Source organism: Streptomyces sp. NPDC111656 (assembly GCF_055656965.1).
The window spans coordinates 70,408-87,079 of sequence record NZ_JBVKCA010000007.1; the positions used below are offsets into that span (position 1 = coordinate 70,408).

The 16,672-nt window shown below is 70.2% G+C and carries 17 protein-coding genes; 2 read left to right on the plus strand and 15 right to left on the minus strand.

Going from position 1 to position 16,672, the window contains the following annotated elements; all coding sequences use genetic code 11:
* Positions 1–106: 106 nt before the first annotated feature.
* The 11 genes from ACZ7M3_RS21905 to ACZ7M3_RS21955 form a co-directional block, all read right to left on the minus strand.
* Entirely contained in the window at positions 107–817 is a 711-nt protein-coding gene (locus tag ACZ7M3_RS21905) for a hypothetical protein (RefSeq protein ID WP_351298332.1), read from the minus strand.
* Between the two features lie 180 nt (positions 818–997).
* Entirely contained in the window at positions 998–1,756 is a 759-nt protein-coding gene (locus ACZ7M3_RS21910; protein WP_472065328.1) for a YcnI family copper-binding membrane protein, read from the minus strand.
* A gap of 30 nt (positions 1,757–1,786) precedes the next feature.
* Complete coding sequence (locus tag ACZ7M3_RS21915; RefSeq protein WP_472065330.1) at positions 1,787–2,374, minus strand: hypothetical protein; 588 nt, start codon at positions 2,372–2,374, stop codon at positions 1,787–1,789.
* 422 nt (positions 2,375–2,796) lie between these two features.
* Complete coding sequence (locus tag ACZ7M3_RS21920) at positions 2,797–3,315, minus strand: hypothetical protein (protein WP_472065332.1); 519 nt, start codon at positions 3,313–3,315, stop codon at positions 2,797–2,799.
* 101 nt (positions 3,316–3,416) lie between these two features.
* Positions 3,417–4,028, minus strand: a complete 612-nt coding sequence (locus tag ACZ7M3_RS21925) for a vitamin K epoxide reductase family protein (protein ID WP_472065333.1) — start codon at positions 4,026–4,028, stop codon at positions 3,417–3,419.
* Positions 4,028–4,525, minus strand: a complete 498-nt coding sequence (locus ACZ7M3_RS21930) for a DUF5949 family protein (RefSeq protein WP_472065335.1) — start codon at positions 4,523–4,525, stop codon at positions 4,028–4,030. The genes ACZ7M3_RS21925 and ACZ7M3_RS21930 overlap by 1 nt, the downstream gene beginning before the upstream one ends.
* Positions 4,526–4,703: 178 nt before the next feature.
* The gene (locus ACZ7M3_RS21935) at positions 4,704–4,943 is read right to left on the minus strand and encodes a chaplin (RefSeq protein ID WP_472065336.1); all 240 of its coding nucleotides are present in this window, start codon (positions 4,941–4,943) and stop codon (positions 4,704–4,706) included.
* 117 nt (positions 4,944–5,060) lie between these two features.
* Positions 5,061–5,363, minus strand: coding sequence for a hypothetical protein (locus ACZ7M3_RS21940; protein ID WP_351298649.1), 303 nt, complete (start codon positions 5,361–5,363; stop codon positions 5,061–5,063).
* Positions 5,364–5,615: 252 nt separating this feature from the next.
* Positions 5,616–5,855, minus strand: a complete 240-nt coding sequence (locus ACZ7M3_RS21945; RefSeq protein ID WP_095854566.1) for a chaplin — start codon at positions 5,853–5,855, stop codon at positions 5,616–5,618.
* A gap of 547 nt (positions 5,856–6,402) precedes the next feature.
* Complete coding sequence (locus ACZ7M3_RS21950; protein ID WP_472065593.1) at positions 6,403–7,239, minus strand: chaplin; 837 nt, start codon at positions 7,237–7,239, stop codon at positions 6,403–6,405.
* A gap of 129 nt (positions 7,240–7,368) precedes the next feature.
* Entirely contained in the window at positions 7,369–7,626 is a 258-nt protein-coding gene (locus tag ACZ7M3_RS21955; protein WP_452965970.1) for a chaplin, read from the minus strand.
* Positions 7,627–8,064: 438 nt separating this feature from the next.
* On the opposite strand from ACZ7M3_RS21955, the gene ACZ7M3_RS21960 reads away from it, so the two are divergent.
* Positions 8,065–8,475, plus strand: coding sequence for a rodlin (locus tag ACZ7M3_RS21960; RefSeq protein ID WP_351298310.1), 411 nt, complete (start codon positions 8,065–8,067; stop codon positions 8,473–8,475).
* 237 nt (positions 8,476–8,712) lie between these two features.
* The gene (locus tag ACZ7M3_RS21965; RefSeq protein ID WP_095858060.1) at positions 8,713–9,120 is read left to right on the plus strand and encodes a rodlin; all 408 of its coding nucleotides are present in this window, start codon (positions 8,713–8,715) and stop codon (positions 9,118–9,120) included.
* A 140-nt stretch (positions 9,121–9,260) separates the two neighbouring features.
* Here ACZ7M3_RS21965 and ACZ7M3_RS21970 read toward each other — a convergent pair whose 3' ends face one another.
* The 4 genes from ACZ7M3_RS21970 to ACZ7M3_RS21985 form a co-directional block, all read right to left on the minus strand.
* Positions 9,261–10,865, minus strand: coding sequence for a vWA domain-containing protein (locus ACZ7M3_RS21970; RefSeq protein WP_472065339.1), 1,605 nt, complete (start codon positions 10,863–10,865; stop codon positions 9,261–9,263).
* Positions 10,866–11,039: 174 nt separating this feature from the next.
* On the minus strand, positions 11,040–11,903 hold the full coding sequence (locus tag ACZ7M3_RS21975) for an ABC transporter permease (RefSeq protein WP_095854561.1): 864 nt from the start codon (positions 11,901–11,903) through the stop codon (positions 11,040–11,042).
* Positions 11,900–14,557, minus strand: a complete 2,658-nt coding sequence (locus ACZ7M3_RS21980) for an alpha/beta fold hydrolase (protein ID WP_472065341.1) — start codon at positions 14,555–14,557, stop codon at positions 11,900–11,902. Before ACZ7M3_RS21980 ends, ACZ7M3_RS21975 begins: the two co-directional genes overlap by 4 nt.
* 172 nt (positions 14,558–14,729) lie before the next feature.
* A complete protein-coding gene (locus ACZ7M3_RS21985) occupies positions 14,730–16,139 on the minus strand; it encodes an APC family permease (RefSeq protein ID WP_472065343.1) in 1,410 nt (469 codons plus the stop codon).
* Between the last annotated feature and the right edge of the window lie 533 nt (positions 16,140–16,672).

Sequence of the window (16,672 nt, forward strand, 5' to 3'; positions counted from 1 at the left end):
GGGCGCGCGAGGGCGGCCCGAGGGTCCGGTGAGCGAAACCGGCCGCACGAGGGCGTACGGCCGAGGCCCGGGGCGCACAGGGGCGGCCTCGGGGAACCGGCTGTCTTCAGACGACAGCGGTCCCGGCGGGCGGACCCCGAGAAGTGATCGCGTGGACGAGAAGGAGCCGGCGCGGCGCGCGGGCGGAGCGGTCGCGGCGGACGCGCGGACGCGGGCGGCTCACCGGCGCGGGCAGCGCGAGCGGCAGCCGCAGCGGGGCCGCCAACAGGCCGGCGAGGGCCCGCAGGACACGGAAGACGGCGCGCTCTCCGTGCGCGAGCCAGAGGCCGCAGAGCAGGGCGGCCAGTAGGTGAGCGGCGAGCATGCCGAGCGAGGACGACGTGCCGTCCGCCGCGTGACCCAGGTGATCCATGGCGCCCATGTCCATGGCGTCCATGCGTGTCGAGTCCATGGGCACGGAGTTCGGGGACATAGAACTCATGGACATGGGACCCGTGGGCATGGAGTTCATGTCGTGGCCGGTGAAGACCGAGGCCGCCGCGCCCCACACTCCCAGGGAGCCCGACGACTGCGCGAGCGAGAACACCGAGTGGAGCACCGCCTGCGCCGCGACCACCGCGGACACGATCAGGGGCAGTCCGCGTTCCCGGCCGGCCAGACACCAGCCCGCGCCGCCGATCACCGCGCCCGAGGCGCCCAACGCCCACCAGGGCACCGTGCCGCCGGACATCATCACGTGCCCCAGGGCGGCGAGCAGCACACAGACGACCGCGAACACCGCGGCCCGTACCGTGCGAGAACACCACCCAGCAGTCATGGCGGGCTCATCCTCGCATCCGGGCAACGGGCTTCATGGGAGGGTACGGAAATTTCTCACCCCCCACTCATGCGCGGGCTCAACTCGCTTCGGACGCGCGGTGTTCACGAGCGAGCTGGTTGGGGGTCCGTCCCGCCGACGAAGGACGAGGTCGGCGGGACGGCGACCGAGAGGCCTCGCCTACTCGGAGCGGGCACCCCGGCCGCGCGCGAGGGCGTAGCCGGCCGCGGCCAGGCCCAGGACGCCCACGACCAGTCCGGCGATGCCCAGGCCACGGGCCGTGGAGTCACTGCTCGACGACGAGGCGGCCGCGACGGCCGGCGCCGAGCTCGACGACGAGGACGAGGCGGAGCCCGACGCCGAGTCCGAGGTCCCGTCGGAACCCGTCTCCGCGTCCTCGGCGGTCAGGGTGAGCACCGGCGCCGGGTTCTCCGGCTCTTCCCCGCCCTTCTGCTCCTCCTCGATCCAGCGGACGACGTTGCCGTCCGAGTAGGTCTGCAGGGTCTTGAAGCTCAACTGGTCGGTGTCGTCGGGCAGCTGGCCGAAGGCGACGTTGAAGTCCTGGTACTGGCCGTGCCGGATCCGGCCGCCGGTCCAGGTGATCTCCGAGACGGCCTCGGTGATGGTGCCGTCGTCGGTCTTGACGGGGGTCTTGAGCTTCGTGGTCGTCACCTGCGCCGTCCAGCCCTCCTGAGGGGTGACGAGCACGCCGAGGACCGGGTGGTCCGTCGGCAGGAAGACCTGCACCTTCGTGGTGCTCGCGGTGTCCTCCTCGTTGGGGACGCGGAAGGTGAGAACACCGTCCGTGGCGCCCTTGGCGTAGGTCTCGGGGTGGACCGTCACATGCGCGAAGGCGGCGCCCGCGGCGGCCAGGACACCGGCGGTGGTGAGGGCGGCGACAAGGCCGGCGCGGCGCAGGGTGGTGCGAATCGGGGACATCAGGGGAACTCCGTACTGGTGGGGTTGCGGTCAGGGCGTGTACGCGAGCCCTGCCGGCGGTCCCCGACGGGAGACCGCGTGGCGCAGCAGCAGTTGCCGAAGCGGCCGGGGTTCCCGCGCGGTCCGGCGTACGACGGCCGGCCGGGTCGGTACGGCGGACCACCCCGCGCGCACCCGCCACCAGGCGGCGAGCCCCGGTACGAGCGCCGCGGCCCGTCGCAGCAGGGACCAGAACGCGGCTTCACCGCGCCGCAGCCACCAGGTCGCGAGGAGGGCGGCCACCACGTGGGCGGCGGTGGCGTGCGGTGTCATGGCGTGCCCTGCTGGGTTCGCCATGTGCGCGCCGTGCATGTCCATCGCCATCCGCGGGCCAGCCGCCTCGAAGGCGAGGTGCAGCCCGGCCTGGGCGGCCAGCATCCCGCCGCCGATCCCGGCGAGCGAGCGTTCGTGTCCGCCCAGCAGCCAGCCGGCCGAGAAGACGGCGAGGAGCCCGGCGCCGTCCGCCCACAGCGACGGCGCCTGACCGGTGGCGAGCCCGTGCCCCCCGGCGGCCAGCAGCACGCACAGCACGGCGAACACCGCCGCGCGCAGGCTCCGTACCTCTGGGGACGCACTCATGGAGCCCAGATACTGCCATGGCGGGCGAACGGCCGTCGCGGCTTCCCGAGCAGCTGCTTCCTCCGAGGCCGTCCGGGGGCCTCGAAACCCCGCTCGGGCAGAGGCCGGTCGAGCCGGGGAGAGAGGGAGGAACCTGACATACCGCTCCGCCGTGTCGTGCTCGACGACTATCAGGGCGTAGCGACCGAGGTCGCCGACTGGCCGCCGGTGGCGGACGACGTGGGGGTCGCGAGCCCGTCCGATCGGCAGCGCGGAAGTGAGCGTCCTCAACGGCGCGCCACTATCTTCAACATCGCTCCTCCCCCACAGCAGCCTCGCTGCTGTCACGCTGCCGCCCTTTGCCGTGTGACCGGCCTTCCCGGCCTCTGAGCACTACGGCGACCGCGCCACGATCCGGCGCCATCAGTGGGCCGACTGGAGTACTAAGCACCCTCTCCCATGCCGACGTTCGCCCCGGGCACCGTCTTCAGCAGTGGTCCGAGGACGGCGGCCTGAGGGAGCTTCAGGTCCGGCAGACCGTAGTGGTCGGGGTTGGGTGCGCTGAGCGGGGTGTCCACGGCCAGCCCGGGCGTCAACGTGGTCAGATCGGCGGCGGGCGCGTCCGCCCCGAGGTGGTCGAAGCCGTGCCCGACGAGGTTCGGAAGGGGCGTGTGCAATCCCGCCCCGGGCAGTCCGGCGCCGACCGGCAGTCGCGGCACCGCCTGGTCGGGGAGCAGTCGGCCCTCGACGTACCGCGGTCCCTCGGGTCCGCCCGGCATCGGCACCGGAAGTTCCCCGGCGATCTTGGGCGTCCGCAGGTTGAGCGCGCGCCCCACGCCGTCCAGAGGTACGGGGACGGGAACCTTTTCGGCCGCGACGGCCGGGGTTGCGGCGGCGGCACCCATCGCTGCCGCGACACCGGTGACGACGGCGGCAAGAGTTCCTCGAGTGGTCGACTTCATCTCAGGTACGGTCCCTTTCATGATTCGGTGGAGCTGCGTCCGTACCGGGTAACGATCCTGAGAACGCCTTCAGTTCAAGATTCCCCTGACGGACCCAATAGTCAGCTCGTCCAGAAATTCCACCAGCGGGTCAGGATCAGCATCCCGATGATCCCGATGTGCGCGACCGGCAGGACCCAGGTGAATTCTCCGAGGAATCCCCGCAACCAGCCGGGCGCGGGCAGAAATGCATGCCGTACGTTGAACGACGTCACGTACCAGAACATGATGATCGTGGCGGCCCACGCAAGACAGCACCACAGGCACAGCGCGTTGATGCGGTACAGCGACTGGAACTGCAGCCAGGTGCAGAATCCGACACCGAAGAGGGTGCCGGCGTTGAAGGTCAGCCAGTACCAGCGCGGGTAGGTGGCCCGCGCGAGCAGGCTCATCCCGACGCAGATCACGATGCCGTACGCCACCAGGCCGAGCATCGGGTTGGGGAACCCGAAGGCCGCGGCCTGCTTGCTCTTCATGATGTTGCCGCAGGAGACGACCGGGTTCAGGCTGCACCCCGGCACGAAGTTCGGGTTCTCCAGCAGCTTGAACTTGTCGATCGTGATGACCCACGCGGCGAGCAGACCGGCCGCACCGGTGATCACCAGCAGCAGGGCGAACGCGCGACTGCCCCCCGCGGTCCGCACCCTCGCGGCGCCGCCCGCGGTCCGTGTCATCAGCCGCGCAAACTGTGCGCGGGCAGGAGTACGTGTGCCGCGCTGAGCAGGATCTCCTCGTTACCGGCGAAGGCGGCCAGGCTCTCCGGCGCGACGGGCTTGCCGGGCTCGGCCTCGGGCCAGGCGCGGGTGGCGAACAGAAAGTAGGCGTAGCCCCGTTCACCGATCGCCGCGAGCCACTCGGGCGGCACGACGCACTGAGCGTTGAGGTACGGCATCGTGACGACGGCCTGACCCGCCTCGACAAGGAGGGTGAGGGGCAGGTTCGGCTGCCGGGTCCCGTCGAGTAGCGAGTCGCCGACGGGCAGACCGTTGTTGCGCAGCAACTGCTCGATGGCGGCCGTGGCGGCCTCCGGGCCGCCTTCACCGTCGCCCAGGGAGTAGGCGAGGAGATAGGGCATGTCGCCGTCGGGCACTTCACCGCTGAAGGCAATGACGGCGAGCGTGCCGAGATCGACGGCCCGGAAAGGGCGCGCTTGGCTTGAGGTTGAGGTCACCGCGGAACCTTATCGACGCACCCGAACGGGCCTGGCCGATTTCTCACCCGAATGGCCGATGGCCGACGGGCGACCACACGAATGGGGGACGCTCCTCGAACAACGCGAAGGGCCGACTCCGTGGGTACGGAATCAGCCCTTTCAGTCCGCGTGCGACGTCAATCGAGGGGGCACGGCGTCACTTGTTGTCGCACACGTTCCCAAACGCCGGGTTCAACGCGCCGATGACGTTGACGCTGAGACCACAGGCGTTCACCGGAATGTCCACGGGGACCTGAATGACGTTGCCGGAGGCGACACCGGGGGAATTGGCCGCCGAGCCCTGTGCACCGGCATCGGCGACGGCGCTGCCCGCGGCGGCACCCGCGGCCATTCCGACGGTGGCGAAAATGAGAGCGGCCTTCTTGACAGGGTTCATCGTCCGTCCTTCCTTGGTGACTTTCTTCAGCCTAGGGATGAGTCCGCAGGCCTTTCGGGAAGACACGCGATGAAGGGAATCCATTTCCCTGAACCGACTGGCTGTGGAGGGAACCGATCAGTTCCGGAGGGGAAGTCCGCCGAGGAGCCGCGCGGGGGCGCCGGCCGCGTTGAGTGCCTTCGTCGTGCCGCTCACGGTGTTGAGCACCGAACTCTTGTTCTCGGTGTCGAGTGCGTTCGACTGATGCTGCAGGGGCTGCACGTCCTTCAGGCTGAGCGAGCGCTGGCTGGCGATGGTCTCCAGCGCGCTGTTGAGACTGGTGGGCGTGAGATCGGAGGCCTCGACGGCAAAGGCGGGCGCGGCGGCACCAGCGATGACCATGGACCCGGCGACGACAGCGGCAGCATTCAGGGACTTCATCGTGTTCCTTTCTTCGGTGACAGGTGCCACCGGAGGGAATTTCCGCTTTTTCCGGACTGACTAACGAGACCCGGACACGAAGGAAACCCTGTGCAGACGTTTCCCGCACCTCGCCCGAGCGTCTGACCCGGCAGGTCGATGACCGGGGCGAGCCAGGCAAGGGCCTTGGACCCGCTTTCCCCCCATCGGCACAACGCGGGCCAGCCGCCCTCCCGTTGGGGAAGGCGGCCGGCAGAAGGGTTGGCGCTGACGTCAGCCGTTGGCGCAGGTGTTGCCGAACGCGGGGTTCAGCAGACCGATGACGTTCACGGTGTTCCCGCAGGCGTTGACCGGAACGTGGATGGGCACCTGCAGGACGTTGCCCGACAGGACGCCAGGGGATTGGGCCGCCGAGCCGGTTGCGCCGCTGTCGGCGGCAGCGATGCCGGCGGTGCCCGCCATGGCAGCAGCGGCAACGGTGGTCAGGGCCAGGCCCTTCGCGATACGCGACATGGAGAAGTGCTCCTTGGAATCGTCACAACGTCCGGGCGAGATGCCCGGTGCTGGAATCAACGCGCAGGACACGCACGAGTTGCGGCTCCAAAGGAGTGATCTCACCATCACCGAACTCCACCATTCCGATACATTCATGAGATTTAACCGACAAACGCAGTGAGTGGCCGGAGCCGAAAACCTCCCGCAGCTCCTCGCCGAGGGGGATGCCGGAATCAGGCTCGGAATACCGACCTGAAATCAGACCTCGGCCATCCAGCGGGAGTTGGACCCCGCGTAGGAACTGACACGCTGCACCGGGCCGTCTGGAGACCGACCGGAACTTCGAGTCCTCGGCGCCGGGCCGCTTCATGTCGGCGACGCTCGTACGAGGGTTACGGCGGCGGTTGCTCGGGCCCGGGCAGCGAGCGGGTCCCAGCACTCGGGGACCGGCGCGGGCGGGACGCGGCCATGCGCATCCAGGCCGGTGCCAAGGAGCGGAAGGACAAGGGGAACAGCACAATTGGGTGCCGGGCGCGGCGAAGCGTCCGGCACCCAGAGCGTCGTACTACCGGCGGGAGGCGACTCGACCTCGTCGGTACAGGACGGCTCCGCCGATCAGCAGCGCGGCGCCGGCGGCCGAGGCCCCGAGCACGCTCTCACTGCCGGTCTGCGCCAGGGTGGGCGGATTCTCGGAGGGAGAATCGGGCAGGATCGGCTGCCGGACGGTCAGCGAGGGAGTGACAGGCGTCACGGGCGGGATCGTCGGAGGCGTCACCGGCGGGACGGTCGGAGGCGTCACGGGCGGGACCGTCGGAGGCGTCACCGGCGGAACGGTCGGAGGCGTCACGGGCGGGACCGTCGGAGGCGTCACCGGCGGGACCGTCGGAGGCGTCACGGGCGGGACCGTCGGAGGCGTCACCGGCGGAACGGTCGGAGGCGTGCTGGGAGGTGTCACCGGCGGGACGGTCGGAGGCGTCACCGGCGGGGTGTTGACGTTGCCCCCAGGCTCGTTCCCGCACCTGTTGCCGAACGCCGGGTTCAGCAGGGCGACGACGTCGACCGTGTTGCCGCACGCGTTCACCGGAACGTCCACCGGGACCTGGGCCTGGTTGCCCGACAGGACGCCGGGCGAGCCCTGGGTCCTGCCGGACGCCGAGGAGCCGGACGAGCCGCGCTGCGAACCCGAGCCGTTGGTGCAGGAGTTCCCGAAGGTCGGGTTGAGCGCGCCGATCACGTTGACGGTGTTGCCGCAGGCGTTCACCGGCACGTGCACCGGAACCTGAACGCTGTTGCCCGACGCGACGCCGGGTGAGTCCATAGCGCCGGCGTCCGCGTGCGAGTCCGCGAACACGGGGGTGCCGTACAGGGACAGGATGCCAGTCGCGGCCGCGGCCACGACCATTCCCCTACTCAGGTTCTGTCGCAATCTCGTTGTCTTCCTGCTTGAAAGAAGTGAGGAAAGCCGGCCTTGGAGCTGAAAGAGCGACCCAAGGCCGACCATGACACAGCCGGGAAGGCTGGTGTTGTCGCGTCAGCCGTTGGCGCAGCTGTTGCCGAACGCAGGGTTCAGCAGGGCGACGACGTCGACCGTGTTGCCGCACACGTTGACGGGGACGTGAATGGGGACCTGAATCACATTGCCCGAGAGGACACCCGGCGAGCCGACGGCGGCACCCTCGGCACCGGCGTCCGCGAAGGCCGGGGCGCCCATGCCCAGGGCCATGATCGCGCCGGCGACAACAACAGCGCTCTTCTTGTGCTTCACGTAATTTCCCTTCTCTGCGGTCATGGCCTTATGACGGCCGAAACCGAGCGAGCGCACCTTGAGCGGCTCGCACCACGACCTGCAGTCCGTAAACGAGGGAGGACCGTCCGAAGAAACTAAAGAAAGGGCGCCGCTTGGGAATTCACTCGAATCGCCCTGTGCTCGAATCGGCACCGAGGTGCACACGAACACCCATGCGGGAAGGAACGGTTCACGCCGACACACGGGCGACGGAAGCTGCGACCGCCGCGGCCACCGCCTTCTGGAACATGCGCCGCCCCTTTCCGCGCAGAGACATATATTCCTGCTCTCGCATCAACCCGGCGGTCCTGGACTGGTTTCGGTGATTCACCCGATCGGCCCCAGTGGGCCATCAGGGTGAAGGGGAGCAACCACGGGCGTCCGCGGCGGTTGAACCACATCGCTCCGATGGACGGGGTTTCTTCAGAATGGATCCAGCCAGTGATCAAGAAGGTTATGACCGCCGCCGCGGTCACCGTTTGCGCCGTCGGCGCCTCCGCTGCTGCCGCGCCGCAGGCGCTGGCGATCGGGAATGACGGTGGGACGACGTCCGTCAGCGGCGTCGGTGCCACCCAGTCGTTCGGCAACTCGGCGACCACGGGGGACATGAGCCCGCAGCTGGGGCTCATCCAGGGCTCGCTGAACAAGCCCTGCGTCGGCCTGCCGGCGAAGGCCAACGCGGGCTCGCTCGTCGGCGTCGTCCCGATCGCCGTCCAGGACGTCTCGGTCCTGTCTGCCCCGCAGAACCAGCAGTGTGTCGAGAACTCCACCCAGGCCAAGGGCGACGAGCCGCTGTCGCACGTCCTGGACCAGATCCCGGTCCTGTCCGGCAACGGTGTCGGCAACAAGTAGCACTTTCCGTCGGCGGGCCGCAGAACTCTTGGCGGCTCGTCGGCCCATCTTCTTTACGTGACCATTCACTTGCCGAGTCACGTCACGTGTCGAAGAGGCCCACTGGCGTGTCGGGGGACGGGGCGAACGCCCCGCATGCTGGGCCAAATGGGGCACTACCCGCAACCCTTGGGCGGTCTGCCCAGTTGATGATCATGCAGCTCCCCAACAGGAGTCCGCTTTTCGAAGGGAATGAACATGAAGAAGCTGTGGGCAACCGCGGCTATCGCCGCTTCTGTCGCCGGTATCTCGGCCGCGGCCGCCCCCCAGGCTCTGGCGATCGGCGACGACGGTGGCACGACCTCCGTCAGCGGCTACGGCGCCACGCAGTCGTTCGGCAACTCGGCGACCTACGGCAGCATGAGCCCGCAGATGGCGCTCATCCAGGGCTCGCTGAACAAGCCCTGCGTCGGCCTGCCGGCGAAGGCCAACGTGGGCTCGCTCGTCGGCGTCGTCCCGATCGCCGTCCAGGACGTCCCGGTCCTGTCGTCCCCGCAGAACCAGCAGTGCGTCGAGAACTCCACCCAGGCCAAGGGCGACGAACCGCTGTCGCACATCCTGGACGACATCCCGGTCCTGTCGGGCAACGGCACGAACAACAGCTGATCCCAGCACCGCGAGAGCGGGCCGCCGAGCACCTCGGCGGCCCGCTCTTCGCGTGCTCGGCGGCCCTCTTGGCGTACTCGGCGGACCACCCTTCGCCGCTCACTGCGCCGCGTACGGTCGCCAAGTCCTTACCGCCGCCGCTATCCCATGAGTCCACTCGCCCGCTCCACCGCGGCCGCCAGCTCGTCCACCGCCTTGTCCTCCGCGGCGGAGGCCACCCGGTGGGCGCGGTCGGCGAGTTCGCCCAGCGGGAGGGCGCCGGGGAGCGGGTTCGCCTTGTCGTCGCCCGTGCGCAGGTCGTCGGCGAAGTACGCGGCCACGGCGTCGACCTGGAGGCGGGTGGAGGAGGTCCACAGGTCCTCGTCGAGGGAGCCGGTCTCCAGTTGGCCGGACTCCTCGTGCGGGGCGCGGGTGTCGGGGTCGAGCCAGCGGACGCTCGCGGTGGCGAGGTGGCCGGAGGCGCCGGGCCTGGTGCGGACCGCGTAGAGGGCGGTGACCGTGTGGCCGGGGCCGATCTCGCCACCGTCCACCCGGTCGTCGCGGAAGTCCTCGTCGGCGACCTGACGGTCGTCGTATCCGATGAGCCGGAACTGCCTGACGGTCTGCGGGTCGAAGGCCACCTGTGCCTTGGCGTCGCGGGCCGTGAGGTCGATGTTCTGCGGGAGCTGCTCGCAGAAGACCTTGCGGGCCTCCTCGATGGTCGAGACGTACGTCGTGTGGCCGTCGCCCTTGTCGGCGAGGCGCTCCATGAGGGCGTCACCGTACTCGCTGCCCACGCCGACACCGAAGAGGGTGATGCCGTGGTCGCGGCGGGCGGTGGAGATGTTCTCGAGGATGGCGTCCGCGTCGGTCTCGCCGGTGTTGGCGAGGGCGTCGGAGATCAGCACGACGCGGTTGGTGGCGCCCTCGCGCAGGCCCTTGACGGCCGTGGCGTACCCCGTGCGCACGCCCGCGCCGAGGTTGGTCGACTCCGTCGGTTCCAGTCCCCTGATCACGTCGTAGATACGGTCGCGGTGGTGGCCGAGGCGGGTCATCGGGAGCACGGTCCGGGCCTCGTCGCTGAAGGTGACCACGGCCACCGAGTCGTCGTCGCGCAGCCGGTCCGTCATCACGCCGAGGGCGTCCTGGGCGAGGTCGAGTCGGCCGGGCTCGCCCATGGAGCCGGATATGTCGATGACGAAGGTGAGGGCGGCGGGCGGGCGCTTGCCGCTTTCTGGGGCGTCGCGGGTGGCGAGGCCGACGCGGACCAGCGACCAGTCCTTCTCCCGGGTGCGGGCGCCGTCGACGGTGACCGAGAAGCCGTTGCCGTCGGGACGCCGGTAGTCCTGCCGGAAGCTGTTGACGAACTCCTCGGGGCGGACGGTCGACGCCTCGGGCAGCCGGCCGTCGGCGAGGGCGCGGCGGGCGTAGCCGTAGGAGGCGGTGTCGACGTCGAGGGCGAAGGTGGAGAGGTAGTCGGGGGACGGCGCGAACTCGCGGCTCGCGTCGCCCGTCGGCGTGTCCTTCTGCTCGCCCTGGGAGGTGCCGGAGGTCCGGTTCGGGGCGGGCTGCGGGAACCCGCGTCCGCCGGACTTGTTCGAACCGTCCGTCGAGGAGCCGTTGCTGTCGCTCGCGCCGCAGCCGGTGAGGAACAGGCCACCCGCGAGTGTCAGGCCGATCAGGGCGGCGACCGGTCGCCACGGTCGCCCGGTCCTCGGCTGCCGCCGCGGTCGCCCTGTGTGTTCGTCGTTCCCCGTCCGTGTCATCCGTGCCCCCTCGGTGAGTCGCCTGTCCGCCGGCTGTCTGCCGACGTCCTTGGGCCGACGTCTGTGACTGTGACGCCCGAGGGGGCCCGGATGTGCGCTACGGAGCGTTGCGGATGGATCTCGAAGCGGCCACGAAGGGCGGTCGTCGAGACCGGTAGGTGACGCTCCGGAGATCTACGACACGATGTCCTTGCGCCGGAAACCCCGGAAGGCCAGGGCGAACAGGACGAGGGCGTACGTTATCGAAATCGCGGTGCCCTGGATCATGCCGCCCCACTCCGGGTTGGGCTGTATGGCGTCGGCCCAGGCGAACTGCCAGTGCGCGGGCAGGAAGTCGCGCCAGTGGCCGAGGGCGGTGACCGCGTCCAGGACGTTCCCCACGATCGTCAGGCCGACCGCGCCGCCGACCGCGCCCAGGGGTGCGTCCGTCTTGGTGGACAGCCAGAACGCGAGTCCCGCCGTGACCAGTTGGGACACGAAGACGTACGCGATGACCACGAGGAGCCGCTGGGCCGCGGTGCCCGCGGAGAGCGCGCCGCCGGTGGGGATCTCCAGCGGCCCCCAGCCGTACGCCGCCGTGCCCACCGCGAGGGCGACGATCGGCAGCAGCACCATCGCGGCGAGGCTGAGGCCGAGCGCGACGGTGAGCTTGGACCACAGCAGCCGGGCCCGCGGCACGGGGGCCGCGAGCAGATAGCGCAGCGATGACCAGCTCGCCTCGGAGGCGATCGTGTCCCCGCAGAACAGCGCGACGGGGATGACCAGCAGGAAGCCCGCGGAGACGAAGAGGTTCACCGCGGCGAAGTTGGCGCCCGACGCGGTCGCCGTGTCCATCAGGGTGACCTGCCCGTTGCGCGAGCCCGGGTCACCGCCGATCGCGAACGCGACGACGAGCACGAAGGGCAGCACCGCGAGGATCGCGCCCATGACGAGCGTGCGGCGCCGCTTCAACTGCCGCAGCAGCTCGACCCGGAGCGGCAGCGTGTGCCGCGCCCGGTACCCGTCCGCCGTCTCGGCCCGTTCGACGAGCGTGCTCATGCGGCACCTCCGATCAGGGTGAGGAACGCGTCCTCCAGCCGACGGTGGGGGCCCACCGACCGCACGGGGACTTCCAGTCGTACGAGTTCCACGAGCAGGCGCTCGGCGCTGCCGTCCTCGTCGAGTCGGACCAGCAGCCCGCCCTCGGCGGCGACGGCCGAGGCCACACCGGGCAGCGCGCCGATCTTCTCGACGACCGGCCCCTCCACGGGCGCGCCCGTGCCGACGAGGAGGGTGTCGCCGGAGCCGACTATCTCGCTCACCGGGCCGGCCTGGATCAGCCGGCCGCGGTCCATGACCACCAGGTGGGTGCAGGACTGCTCGACCTCGGCCAGCAGGTGGCTGGAGACGATGACCGTGCGGCCCGCGGCGGCGTAGCGGATCATGACCTCGCGCATCTCGCGGATCTGGGGCGGGTCGAGACCGTTGGTCGGTTCGTCGAGGATGAGGAGGTCCGGGAGGCCCAGCATCGCCTGGGCGATGGCCAGGCGCTGGCGCATGCCCTGGGAGTAGGTGCGGACCGCACGGGCCAGCGCGTCGCCCAGGCCCGCGATCTCCAGCGCCTCCTCCATGTGGGCGTCCTCGGCCGGACGGCCCGTCGCCTGCCAGTACAGCTCCAGGTTCTCGCGGCCCGAGAGGTGCGGCAGGAAGCCCGCGCCCTCGACGAACGCCCCGACCCGGGAGAGCACCGGGGCGCCGGGCCGGATCGCGTGCCCGAAGACGCGGATCTCGCCGCCGTCGGGCTTGATGAGGCCCATCAGCATGCGCAGCGTGGTCGTCTTGCCCGCGCCGTTCGGCCCCAGCAGGCCCAGGACCTGGCCCTTCTCCACGCGGAACGACAGGTCCCGTACCGCGTACCGGTCCGCCGACTTCGCGTACCGCTTGCTCAGGTCGGTGATCTGGAGCGGGACTTCGGCGAGCTCGGGGTCGGGCGCGACCGGAGCCGTACGACGACGGCCGGTCAGCAGGAGTGCGGCGGCGGCGAGCGCGCCGGCCAGCGGCAGCCACCACACCCAGGAGGGCAGCGCGGCGGCGGCGGTCTTCACGCCGGGCGCGGTGGGCACGTGCAGGTCGCTCTTCAGGGAGACCGTGTACGTCGCCGGGGCCGCCGGTGAGGCGTAGCCGAGGTCCGTCGAGGCGAGGACCAGGCGCAGCCGGTGGCCCTTCTGGACCTCGTGGTCGATCGCGGGCAGCACGATCGTGACGTCCTTGCCCGCCTTCGCGCCGGTCACCCGCACGGGCGCCACCAGCTGCGAGGGCAGTACCGGCTGGGTGGCGCCCGGCCCGACGTCGTACACCTTCCCGAAGAGGACCGCGTCGTCGGTGCTCGACCGGACGTGGACGGTCACGGTCGGCGAGCCGGTGATCCGCAGGTCGCCGCGGAGCGCCGCGGAGTCGAACCGCGCGTACTGGCCCGGGAAGTCGAGGGACACCCCGAGCCCGAGCGCGGACAGCTGGGACAGGCCGCCGGTGCCGCCGAGTCCGGGAAGGGCGGAGATCGCGGGCGGGCTCGCGCCCGCGGGGTTCTGGAAGTTCTGCTCGCGTCGGCCCTCGCTCAGCGCGATGGCGTGCTCGCCGCTCTCCAGGCCGGGGTAGACGTCCCCGCTCGCGCCCCGCAGCTGCGCGGCGCCGTCGGTGGAGTCGATGCCGCCGGTGCGGGTGATGCGGAAGGCGGGACCGGTGTCGGCGTTCTTGTCGTCCTTCAGATAGCGGTCGAACCAGGAGCCGACACGGGCCTCGACGCGGCTCGTCTCCGGGTCGCCGCCGTCGTGCCCGCCGGCGATCCAGTCGACGTCCACGGGCACGCCATTGGCCCGGATCGCCTTGGCCATCGCGTCGGCCTGACCGAGCGGGAAGAGGGAGTCGGTCTGGCCCTGCAGGATGAGCGTGGGCACCTTGATGCGGTCGCCGACGGCGGACGGCGAGCGTTGCTCCAGCAGGGCGCGCGCCTGGGCGTCCGGCTTCCCCGACTCCGCCACCCGGTTGTACATCGCGCACAGCTGCGCCTCGAAGCGGTCGCAGCCGCCGCCGGAGTTGATGAATATGCCGGCCCAGAGCTTCTTGAACACGTCGTTCGGGAAGAGGGCGTCCGCCAGGTTCCAGTACGTGATCGAGGGGGCGATCGCGTCGACCCTCTTGTCGTACCCGGCGGCCAGCAGGGAGATCGCTCCGCCGTACGAGCCTCCGGCGACTCCCACGCGCGGGTCGCCGCTCTTGTCGAGCCGGACCTCGGGCCGCTTGGCCAGCCAGTCGATGAGCTTGGAGACGTCGGCGACCTCGCCCTTGGGGTCGTTCAGCCCGATCTTGCCGGTGGAACGGCCGAAGCCGCGCGCCGACCAGGTCATCACCGCGTACCCGTCGCGGGCCAGTTGCTCCGCCTCCCGCCGCATGTCGTCCTTGCTGCCGCCGAAGCCGTGCCCGAGGAGCACGGCGGGGCGGCGGCCGGAGCCCGCGGTGAAGAACGACGTGTCGATGTCGACCCCGGCGCCCGTGTTCATCACACGGTCGGTGCGGTGGAGGGCCGGTCCGTCGTCCGAGGCGACAGCGGTCCACGTACCGGCGCCGGCTAGCACGACGACGGCGGCCGCGGCGGCGAACCACCGTCGGCGTCCTCGCCGTGCGGGCCCGCGCAGTCGGGGCAGTCGAAGATCCATGTGTCAACGGTACGGGCCGCCACCGACAGCGAAGGCAGCCACCGGTCTGAACCCGCCCCCCTCCTCCGGGTGTACGAGGCCCCTCCCGCATACCGCGCCCGTGGTACGAGCCCTCTCGGGCATCTTCACGAGCGCGGTGGTGACGTGGGACCTCGCGTGCGCCCCGGAGGGCTCAGGCCTGGACGTCCTCCGGGATCGACACCAGCCAGCGCGTCTCGCGGCGCGGGCGGAGGTAGAAGGCCCAGTAGAGGGTGGCGACGGCTGTGATGCCGCCGGTCCACAGCAGGTACGTCGCCTCCTGCCGGCTCAGGATGTAGGCGAGGACCGCGATCAGGAGCACCGGCATCGCGGGCCACAGCGGCATGCGCCAGGCCGGGGTGTGGCGGTGCTGGCCGCGCCGGGCGAGCAGGGCGGCGACCGCGACGAGCAGGTACATGGCGGTCACCGAGACGCCCGTGACGCCGTACAGGGTGTCCAGGTTGACGAAGCAGAGGAGGGCACCGGGGACGCCCACCAGGAGGGTGGCGACCCACGGGGAGCCGAAGCGGCCGAGGCGCGAGAGGCTCCGGTTGACCGGCTCGGGCCAGGCCCTGTCACGGGCGGAGGCGAACAGCACCCGGGAGTTCTGGATGACCATGACGATGCCCGCGTTGATGATCGCGAGGGCGACGCAGAGGCTGACGAAGGTGCCGACGGCGGAGTTGGACCAGGCGGTGACCATGCTGCTGATGTCTCCGCCGGTGAGGGTGGACAGGTCCGAGGCGCCCATGGTGATCGCGACGACCGGGACCAGGATGATCACGGTCGAGATGGCGAGGGTGGCCAGGACCGTACGGGCGACGTTGCGGCGCGGGTTCTCCAGTTCCTCGGAGAGGTAGACCGCGGTCGAGAAACCCTGGGTGATGAAGAGGGCGATCGCGAGCCCCGAGACCACCAGCATGGCTGTCACGGTGTCCGTGTGGCCGCCGGAGCCCGCCACCTGCATCGAGGTGAGGCTGTCCACGCCGCGCCGGCTGTGCGTGAAGCCCAGCACCGCCACGACGGCCGCCGCGATCACCTCGAGGACGAGGAAGACGCCGGTGATCCAGGCGTTGGCCCTCAGGTCGAGCAGGCCCGCGAGGGTGGCCAGGAGCATCACGCCCGCGCCCGCCATCGACGGGTTGAGGTGCACGATCGGCGCCAGGTAGTCCGCGGTGCCCATCGCGATCACCGGCGGCACGATCATGACGACGAGGAGGGAGAGCACGAAGACCAGCCAGCCCGCGAGTCGTCCGGCCATCGTCGACACCATGGCGTACTCGCCGCCCGCGCTGGGGATGAGGGTGCCCAGCTCCGAGTAGCAGAACGCCACTGCGATACAGAGCAACGAGCCGATCGCGATGGTGAGCGCGGTCGCCGTGCCGAGGGACGAGAACAGGTCGGGCACGACCACGAAGAGCGTGGAGGCGGGCGTCACGCACGAGAGCGTCAGCAGGGTGCCGCCGACGATGCCGATGGAACGCTTGAGCTTTTGGGGGCTCCCGGAGGCCGTGGGGGCGGCGTCCGGCAGGGCCTGCTCGACAGGGCGAAGCGTGTCGGTCATGAAGCGGTTCCGATCGACTTATGCGTCAGAAGACGGCTCGTGCGTCAGGTGATGAGGTCGGGAGCGCTATCGCCTCCGGCGGCTCGCGTCGTTCATCTCGTCGTCCGCTCCCGACGTTGATGGAACCTTGACGGAAACCGTTGCGTCAATGGCCGTTTACCTACGGAATCCGCACTGTCAAAGCGACGCAGGTCACATCACTTTCCCAGGCCTCGACGCCTACATGCTGCAATCATCAAGATGCAGCGGAGAGTGACCTTGCTTTCGAAGGTCACGACAACAAATCACCTCCACCATCCGTTTCATCACCTCATGACGAGAACCGCAGTCGAGGCTCCGAAATTCGCCAAGATTGGTCCGCACTCCGGGACTCCCGCCGAACGATCTGGGCGGGAACCACGGCGGTAGCAGTCCGACGGCCTCCCTGCAGGCGCTCCGGTACGCCACCGACGTGAAGGACCTCGGCCGGGCGCGCGTGAACGGGCGGAGCGCGACCCACTACGCCACCGTGCTCGACCGGGCACACAAGGGCA

Excerpts from the sequence above, each read along its gene's own strand:
- ACZ7M3_RS21905 (WP_351298332.1), bottom strand. The coding sequence starts at position 817 with ATGACTGCTGGGTGGTGTTCTCGCACGGTACGGGCCGCGGTGTTCGCG.
- ACZ7M3_RS21910 (WP_472065328.1), bottom strand. The coding sequence starts at position 1,756 with ATGTCCCCGATTCGCACCACCCTGCGCCGCGCCGGCCTTGTCGCCGCC.
- ACZ7M3_RS21915 (WP_472065330.1), bottom strand. The coding sequence starts at position 2,374 with ATGAGTGCGTCCCCAGAGGTACGGAGCCTGCGCGCGGCGGTGTTCGCC.
- ACZ7M3_RS21920 (WP_472065332.1), bottom strand. The coding sequence starts at position 3,315 with ATGAAGTCGACCACTCGAGGAACTCTTGCCGCCGTCGTCACCGGTGTC.
- ACZ7M3_RS21925 (WP_472065333.1), bottom strand. The coding sequence starts at position 4,028 with ATGACACGGACCGCGGGCGGCGCCGCGAGGGTGCGGACCGCGGGGGGC.
- ACZ7M3_RS21935 (WP_472065336.1), bottom strand. The coding sequence starts at position 4,943 with ATGAACCCTGTCAAGAAGGCCGCTCTCATTTTCGCCACCGTCGGAATG.
- ACZ7M3_RS21940 (WP_351298649.1), bottom strand. The coding sequence starts at position 5,363 with ATGAAGTCCCTGAATGCTGCCGCTGTCGTCGCCGGGTCCATGGTCATC.
- ACZ7M3_RS21945 (WP_095854566.1), bottom strand. The coding sequence starts at position 5,855 with ATGTCGCGTATCGCGAAGGGCCTGGCCCTGACCACCGTTGCCGCTGCT.
- ACZ7M3_RS21950 (WP_472065593.1), bottom strand. The coding sequence starts at position 7,239 with ATGGTCGTGGCCGCGGCCGCGACTGGCATCCTGTCCCTGTACGGCACC.
- ACZ7M3_RS21955 (WP_452965970.1), bottom strand. The coding sequence starts at position 7,626 with ATGACCGCAGAGAAGGGAAATTACGTGAAGCACAAGAAGAGCGCTGTT.
- ACZ7M3_RS21965 (WP_095858060.1), top strand. The coding sequence starts at position 8,713 with ATGAAGAAGCTGTGGGCAACCGCGGCTATCGCCGCTTCTGTCGCCGGT.
- ACZ7M3_RS21970 (WP_472065339.1), bottom strand. The coding sequence starts at position 10,865 with ATGACACGGACGGGGAACGACGAACACACAGGGCGACCGCGGCGGCAG.
- ACZ7M3_RS21975 (WP_095854561.1), bottom strand. The coding sequence starts at position 11,903 with ATGAGCACGCTCGTCGAACGGGCCGAGACGGCGGACGGGTACCGGGCG.
- ACZ7M3_RS21980 (WP_472065341.1), bottom strand. The coding sequence starts at position 14,557 with ATGGATCTTCGACTGCCCCGACTGCGCGGGCCCGCACGGCGAGGACGC.
- ACZ7M3_RS21985 (WP_472065343.1), bottom strand. The coding sequence starts at position 16,139 with ATGACCGACACGCTTCGCCCTGTCGAGCAGGCCCTGCCGGACGCCGCC.